Here is a 12,471-nt window from a genome sequence, read left to right as displayed (position 1 = left end):
CGAACCAGGACCTCAAGGCGAACAGGGACCTCAAGGCGAACAGGGACCTCAAGGCGAACCAGGACCTCAAGGCGAACCAGGACCTCAAGGCGAACAAGGACCTCAAGGCGAACAGGGACCTCAAGGCGAACAAGGACCTCAAGGCGAACAAGGACCTCAAGGCGAGCAAGGGCTTCAAGGCGAACAAGGACCTCAAGGCGAGCAAGGACCTCAGGGCGAACAGGGACCTCAGGGCGAACAAGGTATTCAAGGCGAGCAAGGGCCTCAGGGCGAGCAAGGTATTCAAGGCGAGCAAGGTATTCAAGGCGAGCAAGGGCCTCAGGGCGAACAAGGGCTTCAAGGCGAGCAAGGGCCTCAGGGCGAGCAAGGTATTCAAGGCGAGCAAGGGCCTCAGGGCGAACAAGGGCCTCAGGGCGAGCAAGGGCTTCAGGGCGAGCAAGGGCCTCAGGGCGAACAAGGTATTCAAGGGGAGCGAGGACCTCAGGGAGAACAAGGTATTCAAGGGGAGCGAGGACCTCAGGGAGAACAAGGTATTCAAGGGGAACGAGGACCTCAAGGGTTTAGTTTTCCAGTAACTACAGCCGTACTTAAAAATACACTTCCACAAACTATAAAACCTAATCAAAACATCCAGTTCAATCTTATCTCAAACATAAATAACATACATTTCGATGCAACAGATACAATCACAATCCTTGAAGATGGTGTATATGTCATTGACTTTTCAGCTTCAACAATATTTTCGGGGTCAGCTCCCTTCGGCTTTGGAATTTCCATTAATGGCAACATACCTTCAGATAACTTTTCAGCAAACACAATTGGAAGTTCAATTACATTTTCAACAATTGAAACTTTAAAATCCAGAACTACGATTACTATTCAATCTACCACTAATACAATCACTATTCCCGAGACAGGTGATACCACTGTTAGACTCTCTATTTTCCGCATTCATTAAAGAATCTCTAAAATATATAAATAAAAAAAGAGCGAATCACTCGCTCTTTTTTGCTATGTACAATTCTTTACTACTCTAATTCAATTGAAACGTTTTTTTGTGGAACAAATGTAGAAATAGCATGTTTATAAATAAGCTGTTGCTTACCTTCTGTTTCCAATAAAACTGTAAAGTTATCAAAACCTTTAATTAATCCACGAAGCTGGAAACCATTTAATAAGTACAGCGTCACAAACGTATTTTCTTTACGGAGTTGATTTAAAAACTGATCTTGAATATTGATTGATTGCTTCATGTCGAATCCTCCTCTTTTTCTCTACTTACTTATTATTCGACTTTAATTGTAGCTTTCCTTCTATGTACCGCAAAATTTCTGCTGTTTTTTCACCATCGGTCACATCAAACCATGTAACATCCATCTTATTACGGAACCATGTTAGTTGACGCTTTGCATAGCGACGCGAATTTGTTTTTAATTGCATTATCGCTTCTTCTAGCGAAACATGCCCTTCAAAATAATTATATAATTCTTTGTAACCAATCGCTTGAATAGATTGACAGTCCCTGACTCCATTTTCGTATAAAGCCTTCACTTCTTGCAGCAATCCTTGTTTGACCATAAGATCAACACGCAAGTTGATGCGATCATATAACATTCCGCGATCCATAGTCAAGCCGATTAGCGAAACATCATATAACAACTCATTTTCTTGCTTTTCAAGTTGATCACTCATCTTCTGCCCCGTTGTATGAAAAATTTCCAAAGCACGAATGACACGCCTTACATTATTCATATGAATGCGACTTGCACTTTCTGGATCTACCTCTCGCAGCTTTTCATGTACATATTCTACACCATGTTCTGTCGCTAGTTTTTCTAGTTCCTCTCGATATACAGGGTCTCCAGCTTCATCTGTAAACTGATAGTCATATAAAACTGATTGTATATAAAGGCCTGTACCACCAACAATAATCGGTAGTTTCCCACGTTCTGTAATTTCTCGAATATAACCTCGAACAAGCTCTTGAAATTCCGCTACAGAAAATGAATCTTCTGGATTTTTAATATCGATCATGTAATGCGGAATTCCTTCCATTTCTTCCATTGTTGCCTTAGCTGTCCCGATATCCATCGTACGATAAATTTGCATTGAGTCCCCGCTAATGATTTCACCATTTAACGCTTTTGCGAGATCAATGCTTAATTTTGTCTTTCCCACCGCAGTCGGTCCGATGATGACAGCAACTTTTTCACGTTGCAGTTCTCCCATATACTTCAACTCTCTTTATGTAATCTTATCCATCTGATCATTATATCCAATCTTACCAATTTTAATAGTCATAATGCAAGTTCTTTCAATACTATAAATGAAATTCAAAAAATAAGAATGATACAGTGAACCTTTAACCAAGTAAGATCACCTTCTTCCCTCACCGATTATCCCCCTAACCAAACAGGCTTTTATAAAGTTTCTCGCCTCCCTCTAAATCTTGTGATGAGGACCTTACTCCCTAAATGGCGAGATAAATTTGACATAGTTTGTCCAATGGTACATATACATGATAAAAAATAGGATCGGAGAGGATATAATGAAAATCGGACAAGCTACGCTTAATTTTTCAACATTAACGGAAGAATTCATTTTAGAAACATCCTTAAAAGAAAAGAACTGCTCACAAGAAGAATTATATTTCGCTTTAAGCTGCTTACTACGTTCCTTTCATACATTATTGGACAATCAAACTTTAGACGAACCGACTAAACAATATGCACAAACCCAATTTTGCAGTGCATATAAAATCATCACAGGCCGCACTGTATATCCATTTTAAACTCACAAAAAGGGCTGTTAGGAAATTCCCAACAGCCTGAAAGACCAGCACTCGATATTTAAGTGCTGGATTTATTTTTTTAACAACAATAGCATTATTTTAAAATTTTCACTTTAACAGATTTACGTCCCCATTTGTTAGCAGCGCTATCTGAGCCAACTAGAACATCGATACGGTTACCTTTAATTGCACCGCCAGTGTCACCAGCAATTGCTTCTCCGTAACCTTCTACCCATACTTTTGATCCAAGTGGAATCACTTTCGGGTCAACAGCAATCATTTTCATGTTTGGATTCGCTGTTAGGTCATGACCCATTGCAGTTAATACACGACCACCATATGTGCCGCCATTTTCACTCGGATGAGCTGTATATGCTGTAGCTTCAACTGTTAGTTCACGACCACCAGAAGGAGTGTTTGTTTCTGCTGCTTTGACAGCAGGTTTAGCAGCTGGCTTTTCTTGTGCTACTGGTTTTTCTTGTGCTGCTGGTGCTTTTGCCTCTGCTTTAGCAGGTGCTGCAGCTTGAGCAGGAGCAGTCGTTTCTTGTTTTTCAATAACAGGTGCTGTACCTGTTAAGAAAGGAACATGAACGTAAGCCGTTTTCCCGTTATATTCGAATTGTAACCATCCATTTTGTACTTGGTTCGTTGTTTCGATCATATCGTCTTTCTTAAGCGTACCAAGAATTTCTGAGTTTGTGTTCGCTTCAGCACGTACGTTTAATACATTTGCTGTTACGTAATAGATGCTTTTTGTAAATTCTGTGCTTACGAATGCGTCTTTACCATTTAATTTGATTTGTGACCATCCGTTTTCTGTATTTGTAACATCTAATTTATGACCATTTAATACTTTACCTACAACTTGTGATTCAGTAGTTGGGTTCTCGCGTACATTTAATACCTCTGTTGTTACAACAGTTTCTGCTTTTGCAGAAGTAGTGAAAATCCCAAGACCAAAAACCGCTGCTGCTGCTATACCAATTAATTTTTTCATGAATAGCCTCCATTCGCTTTGTTTTCGTGTCCTCATTATAGCAACAGTTTTTCAGGAGATTTAGGATATCACACAATTACAAACGATTCGTAATCAACCATTAATGCTTTGTAATATAAAGTAGAATAAAAGAAAATAGTGTTCTATACGTATTTTTAAGAGTTTTAATCATTTTTTTCTTTCAAACTCATATGTTTTTTTTGCAATAAAAGTAATAGTATTACCATCTTGTTACAAAAAAACACCGAAACATTACAATTCTTGGTTGCGCTATGTCTTTTCATGTCATAAATCATATACATTTTGATATTCATATATACAACGTACACTATAATCCGAAAAGGACAGCTACCTAATATGGCCGCTGTCCTTTTGAATTTTTTATGAAATTTTCTTTTTCCATATCCCTAACATAAGGGCAGATACAATAGAACCTATTAATATAGAAAGAATATATAGAACTGGTTTATTCACTAATAATATAACAAATATTCCACCGTGTGGCGCTGGCAATGTAATTCCAAATAACATCGATAATGCACCAGCAAGACTTGAGCCCACAACACAACTGACAATTACACGGATTGGATCAGCAGCCGCAAATGGTATTGCCCCTTCTGTAATAAATGATGCCCCCATAATATAGTTTGTAAAACCCGATTTACGTTCTGCTTCTGTAAATTTCGCTTTAAAAAGTGTAGTTGCAAGTGCAACCGCAAGCGGAGGTACCATTCCACCAGCCATAACAGCTGAATGCACACCAAAGTTTCCAGCCTCAATTGCAGCAATCCCAAATGTAAATGCTGCTTTATTAATAGGACCACCCATATCAATAGCCATCATTCCACCTAAAATAAGCCCTAATAGTATAGCATTCGCGCCACCTAAACCATTTAACCAACTCGTTAATGCCTCATTTAAAGCAACAACAGGAGGATTTACAACTTTCAACATTAATACCCCTGTAAGTAACAAACCAAGTACCGGATATAATAAAACAGGTTTAATTCCTTCTAATTGTGCTGGTAAACCTGCTAATACTTTCTTTAAACCAAGTACAATATATCCAGCTAAGAAACCAGCAATTAATCCACCTAAAAATCCTGCATTTGCTTGCGCTGCTAAAAATCCACCGACAATACCAGGCATAAACCCTGGGCGATCCGCAATAGAACTCGCAATAAATCCAGCTAATATCGGAACAAGGAATTGGAATGCCCCTTTACCACCAATTGACATTAATGTTTCTGCAATCGGCCCTTTCGTATCGATACCACCAAAGAAAAAGGCTAGTGCAATTAAAATACCGCCACCAACAACGAAAGGTAACATATTACTAACACCATTCATTAAATGCTTATATATACCAAATCCTTTTTCCTTCTCTGGCTCCTCTACTTTTCTATTTTCTTTTATTCCTTTAAAAATCGGGGCTTCTTGATTCACAGCTCGATTAATTAGCTGGTCTGATTTCCGAATACCATCTGCAACTGGTACTTGAATAACATGCTTTCCAGCGAAGCGATTCATTTCTACTTGTTTATCCGCCGCAACGATAATAGCTGTTGCACGCTCAATATCCTCTTTCGTTAATCCATTTTTCACACCAGTAGAACCATTTGTTTCGACCTTAATCGCAATTCCTAATTCTGCTGCCTTTGCCTTTAGACTGTCCGCAGCCATATATGTGTGAGCGATACCAGTCGGACAAGCTGTTACCGCTAACACATATGGTTCATTTCCTTCCGGTTTTGTTACTTCACTTTGCTCATCTTCTTGTTCATTTTCTTTTTCATCGAACAAACGAAGAAGCTCCTCTTCACTTTTTGCTTCTAACAGTTGTTTGCGAAACCCTTCATCCATTAATAACGTAGATAGACGAGATAGTGTTTCTAAATGTGTATTGTTTGCTCCTTCACTAGCCGCAATCATAAAGAATAAATGAGCTGGTTGTCCATCAAGCGACTCATAATTGACACCGCTTACACTTCGTCCAAAGCAAATAGCTGGTTGTTTGACTGCTTTTGTTTTGGCATGTGGAATAGCAATCCCTTCACCAATTCCAGTTGTACTCTGCATTTCACGCTGTAAAATAGCCTCTTTAAATTCCTCTTGGCTATTCAATCTTCCTGCCTTTTCTAGTTTCTCTACTAATTCATCGATGACAGCTTCTTTTGCTGAAGCTGTCAAATCCATGATAACGGTATCCCTTTTTAAAAGTTCTGTAATTTTCATATTCTGTTCCCCCTACCGCTTTGTAATCATTACTTGCGATAATAATTCCTCTACTTTATCTTTCGTACATAAATCAGCTGAAAAAGCTGTTGCACTTCCTGTTGCTACACCATAACGAATTGCTTCTTCAATATCTTTCGTTTTTTCATATATCCCCACAAAGCCTGCAACAAGAGAGTCTCCCGCTCCGACAGAATTGATAACTGTTCCTTTTGGTACGGTTGCCTCATATATTCCTTCACTTGTAAATAATAAAGCTCCATCTCCTGCCATAGAAACAATTACATTCTGTACACCTTGTTCAATTAACTTTTTTCCATATGGAATAATTTCTTCTACTGTTGAAAGCTTTTCTCCAAATAATTCTCCAAGCTCATAATGATTCGGCTTGATTAAAAATGGCTTATTTTGAGTCACATACTGAAGCGCACTTCCGCTCGCATCAACAATGACGTTAATGTGACGTTCTGCTCCAAAAGCAGCAATCGTTTCATAAAATGTTTTTGGAATCGATGCTGGAATACTACCAGCTAATACAAGATAATCACCAGCCTGCATATTTTCAATTTTGTTCATCAACTGCCCGAGCTGCTCATCCGTAATAACAGGCCCTTGCCCGTTCAGTTCTGTTTCTTCCTGTCCCTTTATTTTCACATTAATACGCGAATCTCCATCTACATGAACAAAATTCGTCCTAACACCTTCACTTTTCAAAACATCTTCAATAAATTGACCTGTGAATCCACCTATAAAACCGAGCGCTGTATTATCTATTCCCATCCGATGAAGCACACGGGATACATTAATCCCTTTCCCACCAGGAAATTTCATATCTTTTTCCGCTCGATTGACAGTTCCCAGTGTGAAATACTCTGCTTGAACAACATAATCAATCGATGGATTTAAAGTAACTGTATAAATCATCGTTTATCAACCTCAATTACATTTGTTTTTCGTTTATATTCTTCTTGCTCTCCTTCTAATGCATTTGTAATAATTGTCGCTTCTTCAATACTTGCAATTTTCGCAAATGCAACTTCGGCAAATTTACTTTCATCTATTAAAAAATAGCCTTCATTCGCTAATGTTAACGCCCTTTTTTTCAGCAATGCTTCTTCAGGATCAGGTGTTGTATATCCAAGCTGTTCATGTACACCATTCGCCCCTAAGAAACACTTATCAAATCGATACTGCTGCATACTTTCCTGTGCCATCGCACCAATTAAAGCCTTTGTTCGACTCTTCATCATCCCACCAAGCAAGTAAGCACGAATATTATTTTCAACTAGCGCTTCAATATGCATAAGTCCATTTGTTACAACTGTAACTTCTTTCTCTATTAAATACGGAATCATTTCAAACGTTGTACTTCCCGCATCTAAATAAATACAATCACCTTTTGCTACAAAAGACGCAGCATGCTTAGCGATTTGTTTTTTCACTTGAATGTTTTTGGCTGATTTTTCAACCATCGTAGGCTCTTCACCTTTTCCAGTTAATACAGCAGCCCCGCCATGGACTCTTTTTAATAAACGCCCTTTCTCTAATTGCGCTAAATCACGACGGATTGTTGATTCTGAACTTTTTGTTTCTTCCACCAACTGTTGTAATTTCACTACTTTTTTCTCTTTCACAAGCTGTAAAATTAGCTGATGACGTTCAGGAGTTAACATATCACTCACCTCTTCTTTGATTACAGTATAATGAAATCGGATTCAAAAATCAATCAAAAACATTCAAATTCATTCAAATAAAACCACTAAACCGTTCAATAACATTCAAAGAACCTTCTTGATACGTATCAAGAAGGTTCTTTGAATTATCTTTATCCTTTATAATGAAGCTCTATAAATCTCTACTACATCTTTTTTATTTAATTTTTTAAAATGACCAAATTCACCATCAACCATCGCTTTTTCAGCCATTACATCAATTTTCTCTTCTCCAATTTCATAGTCAGCTAAACGAGACGGTGCTTCAATAGATATCCAGAAGCTTCGCAACGCTTCGATACCTTCCATCGCAATTTCCTTATCCGTTTTCCCTTCCGTCTCTATATGAAACACACGCACCGCAAATTGTTTAAACCGATCTACATTTTCATCTAAAACATGCTTCATCCAATTTGGGAATAAAATCGCTAAACCACCGCCATGTGGAATATCATACACAGCTGAAACGGCATGCTCAATATTATGCGTTGCCCAATCACCGCGGACACCCATTGCTAAAATGCCATTTAGCGCCATCGTTCCACAATATAAAATTGTTTCTCGATGCTCATAGTTCTCTAAACCATTTAAAAGTTTCGGGGCTGTTTCAATGACTGTTTTTAAAATAGATTCACAATAGCGGTCTTGTAATTCTGTATTTGAACCTTGATGAAAGTATTGTTCTAATACATGGGACATAATATCAACCATACCATAAATAGTTTGATTTCTTGGTACAGAAGCTGTATGCGCTGGATCTAAAATAGAAAACTGTGGGAACGTAACAGGACTACCCCACCCATACTTTTCATTTGTTTCCCAATTTGTAATAACAGACCCTGCGTTCATCTCAGAACCTGTCGCTGCAAGAGTTAGTACTGTACCAAATGGTAAAGCTTCATTTGCAAATGCTTTCTTTGTCACAATGTCCCATACATCACCATCATATTTACTACCTGCAGCAATTGCTTTCGTACAATCGATGACACTTCCACCACCGACAGCTAAAATAAATTCAATATCATTTTCTTTACAGATTTGAATTCCTTTATTTACAGTAGATAAACGTGGGTTCGGTTCAACGCCTGTTAATTCAAAAATTTCCGCATCAATTTCGTTTAATATAGAGATTACATTATCATATACGCCATTTCGTTTAATACTCCCCCCGCCATATACGAGAAGAACCTTTTTACCATACTGAGGAATCTCTGTTTTTAATTGTTCTAATTGCCCTTGCCCAAAAATAAGCTTTGTCGGATTACGAAATATAAAATTTTGCATAATTTCCTACCCATCCTTCCAATATAAAAGTTACTATACTTTTGTATAACATATTTTGTTCATTTCACAAAAATATTTGCTTCATAAAGTGAATCTTCCATCAGTGAAAGTTAGCTCTCACCAATCAGATTTTCCCTCCCCCTACCTTCTTCACCTCTCTTTAAGTCTTGAGTTGTGGGATATTACTACCTATGAATAGCGGAATAAAAAAATCCCAGCCCAAAGGCTGAGATTTTTTTATTGATAATACGGTGAAATCATTAAGTAAACAATAACACCAGAAAGACTTACGTATAACCAAATTGGCATCGTCCAACGTACAATCTTACGATGACGAGGCAATTGGTTTGTAAAACCATATACAAGCGAGAATAATGCAAGCGGTACAATAATTGCCGCAAGGAAAATATGCGTAATTAAAATAAAGAAGTACACATATTTAATGATACCTTGCCCACCAAAATGCGTTGCTGGTGCTAAATAATGATACGATAAATATGAAACACAAAATAGCAATGTTGTTGTAAATGCCGCAAGAATAAAACCTCGGTGCATCTTTACATTCTTTTTAATAATAGAAAACAATGCTGCCAATAAAAATACAAATGTAAAGCTATTAAAAATTGCATTTAACATCGGCAAGATTGTTACATCAAAATGTACCTCTCCTTTGTAGCCAACAGGTCCAAAAAACAAAAATAAAATAATCGCATTGACAACTACAGAAAGCGTTATCACAATAGGAGCATAGCTTTTCTGATTTGTTGATTGATCTATCAAATTGTTCACTCCCTCTTCCTCTTTTACATATGTATAGTTAACCACACTATTTTAACATATTATTCATAGTGCAAATGTGACAATACTTTGACACACTGAAATCAAACAAAGAAAAAATCCTTCTTAATCATACTTCTTAAGAAGGATCTTATCGCTTTATTATTGAAATAGCAATTCGTTTAGTTTTTATTAAAAAACATGTCACTATATGCTTGAAAAATCTCTGATACTTGATATCCCATTAAAGAAATTGCTGTTAATGAAAAGAAACCAATCATAAGAAATCGAAACCACATATTATTCTCCTCCTTGTATTTAGCTTATAAACAATACGCTGTATTACAAGTCGGATAGCAATCTCCTTCTTCGGCTTCTTTTTTCTTCACAATGGCTGTTATAAACCGAATCATAAAGAATGTGATAAAAGGAAGTTCCGTCTGTTTTATATTGGCATAGTTGAGCAACGGTTCCCGCTCTAAATCGGACGGAGATGAGAAGGAATAGAACATACCTTGCTCTTCCATGTACACAATAACAATTTTTAAACAAAATAAAATTCCAAGAAATGAAACAATATCTTGCCAATCTGTTGTATACAATACATTATAAAGATCCAATACGTACTCTTCCATTATCACCCCTCCTTCCTTTTTTACCATTTTCCTCGTCCGCATATAAAAAGTCAAGAAAAATGTTTTATATACACTGTGGCAATAGTGATTACATAATTTCCACTTGCACTTCTTGCTCTTGTAATATTTGAACGATTAACTCAAGCACTATTTTTTGCAGTAACTGATACCTAACTAATCCATCACTTTGCTCATTAGAACACCCCATTGTATATTCAATTCGCTGTACAACATAGCCTTCTACCAACAACTTTCCTTTTTCAATTGTTACTGAATTCTCTTTTGATTTTAGAACTTTTTGAGAAAAAAATTTACTATCTGTCAAAACAATTTCTTGTAAAACTTCTTTAATTTCTACTTCTTCTTGAAACATCACTCTTTCTTCTAAACTAATTTCCGTTTTATACTTCCCTATTTCAACTGGCAGTTTCGTCGTTACATAGTTACTCCTTTTTTTTTCGTTTCTCTGTTTTAAATTCAAATTGTGTATAGGAACCCATAAAGATTGCTCTAACTGATTTTCCCCACTATGTTTTATATAATTCTCACTCGAAAATTCTAGAAAAATCCTCTTTTCAAAAAGCTTTGAAGAAATTAAACGACAATATGGCTGTTCGTTATAATGATGTACCGTAGCTAACAACTTTGTATCTAACTCACGAAATATTTCATTCTCTTCGTTTTGAAATGCAAATACTTCTTCATTCGTACTACTCACAATAGGCGAGATTAAAAAATCAGCCACTTCAGATATGGTATGAAATGGTATTTTAATTGTCATGAGACCTGCTAATCTTCCTTCTTTTAATTCAGGAGGTGAACTTTCTTCCATCCCAATCTCTGAAGGTGAACTTTCTTCCACTTCACTCTCTGTAAATAGATTTTCTTCCATCCCGATCTCTGAAGGTGAACTTTCTTCCACTTCACTCTCTGTAAATAGATTTTCTTCCATCCCGATCTCTGAAGGTGAACTTTCTTCCACTTCCAGCTCCGAGATTATTTTATGCTCAGAAAAAATTTTATCTATCATTTTATTACTAATCCATGGCTTATTCATCGTCAATCACTTCCTAACTGATGAATTGAAAGACTTATTTATTTTTTAAACACATAATCGTTTCAACATTATATATGTTTTATAATAAAAAAAAAGACATCAACTTTTATTATAAAAAAAGACGATATCTGTCTATTTTTTAAACTTGTACTTGCTGTACTTGTAAGATGTTCAAAGTAAGATCTAGTACGATTGTTTTACGAAGTTCGCTACATGACTTGTTCAAGTTTGTTAAACATGGTGAAAAATCAAACTCATAAAAATTAGCTCTGACTAATTCACAATACGGTTGTTTATTGTAAAAAACTAAATTTCCAAAAGAATTTGTATCTAACCGGGGTAAATAGACACCCTTAGGATTAATCAAGTGGGATGTAGTATCTAAAAAAGCTACCAATAAAGGCTGTGTTATAAAATCACCTGCTGTCAAATCTAGGAATCTAGAAAACGAGATATTAACAATCCGACTATACAATAATCCATTATACTGATCGGCAACATATTCAATGTTATTTCGAATATAGCCCTCTACAAATAATTTTGCTCTTGTGACTCGGCGATAATTGGTACCTGGTACCGACGTAAACGCTACAGGAACTAACTTACAGTGTGTTAAAAATACATTTTTCACCACACGTTTAATTTCGATTGCCAAAGGATCCAATGAAATATTTGCTTCTACAACAACTTGAATTGTTCTCTCTGCTAATACAACCGGGATTTTTACAATTGATGTTGTCGGTGAACTTTCTTCCACTTCACTCTCTGAAAATGGATCTTCTTCTATTCCAATCCATGAGGAGGAATTTTTTTCCACTTCACTCTCTGAAAATGGATCTTCTTCTATTCCAATCCATGAGGAGGCATTTTTTTCCACTCCACTCTCTGAAAATGAATTTTCTTCTATTCCAATCCATGAGGAGGCATTTTTTTCCACTCCACTCTCTGAAAATGGATCTTCTTCTATTCCAATCCATGAGGAG

The 12,471-nt window shown here is 36.7% G+C and carries 14 protein-coding genes; 3 read left to right on the top strand and 11 right to left on the bottom strand.

All coding sequences use genetic code 11. The annotated features are described in order from the left end of the window. Both C568_RS35935 and C568_RS36610 read left to right on the top strand, forming a co-directional pair. The coding region (locus C568_RS35935; protein WP_231399104.1) for a hypothetical protein at positions 1-575 on the top strand (575 nt) is incomplete at its 5' end. After that, a complete protein-coding gene (locus C568_RS36610) occupies positions 461-958 on the top strand; it encodes a Gly-Xaa-Xaa repeat protein (RefSeq protein ID WP_412676846.1) in 498 nt (165 codons plus the stop codon). The genes C568_RS35935 and C568_RS36610, both read left to right, overlap by 115 nt. A gap of 70 nt (positions 959-1,028) precedes the next feature. Here C568_RS36610 and hfq read toward each other — a convergent pair whose 3' ends face one another. Together hfq and miaA are read right to left on the bottom strand one after the other, a co-directional pair. Then, positions 1,029-1,253, bottom strand: coding sequence for an RNA chaperone Hfq (gene hfq, locus C568_RS0129190; RefSeq protein WP_000813896.1), 225 nt, complete (start codon positions 1,251-1,253; stop codon positions 1,029-1,031). A gap of 25 nt (positions 1,254-1,278) precedes the next feature. Next, positions 1,279-2,229 carry a tRNA (adenosine(37)-N6)-dimethylallyltransferase MiaA gene (gene miaA / locus C568_RS0129185; protein WP_003208061.1) on the bottom strand — a complete coding sequence of 317 codons (951 nt, stop codon included), beginning with the start codon at positions 2,227-2,229 and terminating at the stop codon, positions 1,279-1,281. A gap of 325 nt (positions 2,230-2,554) precedes the next feature. On the opposite strand from miaA, the gene C568_RS0129180 reads away from it, so the two are divergent. After that, on the top strand, positions 2,555-2,791 hold the full coding sequence (locus C568_RS0129180; protein WP_029427963.1) for a hypothetical protein: 237 nt from the start codon (positions 2,555-2,557) through the stop codon (positions 2,789-2,791). Between the two features lie 94 nt (positions 2,792-2,885). Here the strand turns inward: C568_RS0129180 and C568_RS0129175 are convergent, their stop codons facing one another. The 9 genes from C568_RS0129175 to C568_RS34975 all read right to left on the bottom strand — a co-directional run bounded on the left by C568_RS0129175 (position 2,886) and on the right by C568_RS34975 (position 12,281). Further along, a complete protein-coding gene (locus tag C568_RS0129175; protein ID WP_018783596.1) occupies positions 2,886-3,788 on the bottom strand; it encodes a cell wall-binding protein EntA in 903 nt (300 codons plus the stop codon). A gap of 381 nt (positions 3,789-4,169) precedes the next feature. Continuing rightward, positions 4,170-6,023 (bottom strand): PTS fructose transporter subunit IIABC, encoded by a 1,854-nt coding sequence (locus C568_RS0129170; RefSeq protein WP_018783595.1) that lies wholly within the window; start codon positions 6,021-6,023, stop codon positions 4,170-4,172. Between the two features lie 12 nt (positions 6,024-6,035). Continuing rightward, positions 6,036-6,947 (bottom strand): 1-phosphofructokinase, encoded by a 912-nt coding sequence (gene pfkB / locus C568_RS0129165; RefSeq protein WP_018783594.1) that lies wholly within the window; start codon positions 6,945-6,947, stop codon positions 6,036-6,038. Further along, positions 6,944-7,696 (bottom strand): DeoR/GlpR family DNA-binding transcription regulator, encoded by a 753-nt coding sequence (locus C568_RS0129160; RefSeq protein ID WP_006095662.1) that lies wholly within the window; start codon positions 7,694-7,696, stop codon positions 6,944-6,946. The genes pfkB and C568_RS0129160 overlap by 4 nt, the downstream gene beginning before the upstream one ends. A gap of 159 nt (positions 7,697-7,855) precedes the next feature. Further along, positions 7,856-9,019, bottom strand: a complete 1,164-nt coding sequence (locus C568_RS0129155; protein ID WP_006095661.1) for an iron-containing alcohol dehydrogenase — start codon at positions 9,017-9,019, stop codon at positions 7,856-7,858. 237 nt (positions 9,020-9,256) lie between these two features. Then, the gene (locus tag C568_RS0129150) at positions 9,257-9,799 is read right to left on the bottom strand and encodes a DUF420 domain-containing protein (RefSeq protein ID WP_029427960.1); all 543 of its coding nucleotides are present in this window, start codon (positions 9,797-9,799) and stop codon (positions 9,257-9,259) included. 320 nt (positions 9,800-10,119) lie between these two features. After that, complete coding sequence (locus tag C568_RS0129140) at positions 10,120-10,431, bottom strand: hypothetical protein (RefSeq protein ID WP_016115838.1); 312 nt, start codon at positions 10,429-10,431, stop codon at positions 10,120-10,122. A gap of 88 nt (positions 10,432-10,519) precedes the next feature. Continuing rightward, positions 10,520-11,488 carry a BC_2427 family protein gene (locus C568_RS0129135; protein WP_018783592.1) on the bottom strand — a complete coding sequence of 323 codons (969 nt, stop codon included), beginning with the start codon at positions 11,486-11,488 and terminating at the stop codon, positions 10,520-10,522. Positions 11,489-11,627: 139 nt separating this feature from the next. After that, entirely contained in the window at positions 11,628-12,281 is a 654-nt protein-coding gene (locus tag C568_RS34975; RefSeq protein WP_442852866.1) for a CsxC family protein, read from the bottom strand. Positions 12,282-12,471: the final 190 nt, after the last annotated feature.

Source organism: Bacillus sp. 95MFCvi2.1 (assembly GCF_000374965.1).
GTDB classification, from domain to species: Bacteria; Bacillota; Bacilli; order Bacillales; family Bacillaceae_G; genus Bacillus_A; species Bacillus_A pseudomycoides.
Note: the sequence above shows the minus strand (reverse complement) of the source record. Positions and strands in the feature narration are given on the sequence as shown.

Coding starts and splice junctions, on each gene's coding strand:
- C568_RS0129170 (WP_018783595.1), bottom strand. CDS start 6,023: ATGAAAATTACAGAACTTTTAAAAAGGGATACCGTTATCATGGATTTG.
- pfkB (WP_018783594.1), bottom strand. CDS start 6,947: ATGATTTATACAGTTACTTTAAATCCATCGATTGATTATGTTGTTCAA.
- miaA (WP_003208061.1), bottom strand. CDS start 2,229: ATGGGAGAACTGCAACGTGAAAAAGTTGCTGTCATCATCGGACCGACT.
- C568_RS0129160 (WP_006095662.1), bottom strand. CDS start 7,696: ATGTTAACTCCTGAACGTCATCAGCTAATTTTACAGCTTGTGAAAGAG.
- hfq (WP_000813896.1), bottom strand. CDS start 1,253: ATGAAGCAATCAATCAATATTCAAGATCAGTTTTTAAATCAACTCCGT.
- C568_RS0129135 (WP_018783592.1), bottom strand. CDS start 11,488: ATGAATAAGCCATGGATTAGTAATAAAATGATAGATAAAATTTTTTCT.
- C568_RS0129155 (WP_006095661.1), bottom strand. CDS start 9,019: ATGCAAAATTTTATATTTCGTAATCCGACAAAGCTTATTTTTGGGCAA.
- C568_RS0129140 (WP_016115838.1), bottom strand. CDS start 10,431: ATGGAAGAGTACGTATTGGATCTTTATAATGTATTGTATACAACAGAT.
- C568_RS0129175 (WP_018783596.1), bottom strand. CDS start 3,788: ATGAAAAAATTAATTGGTATAGCAGCAGCAGCGGTTTTTGGTCTTGGG.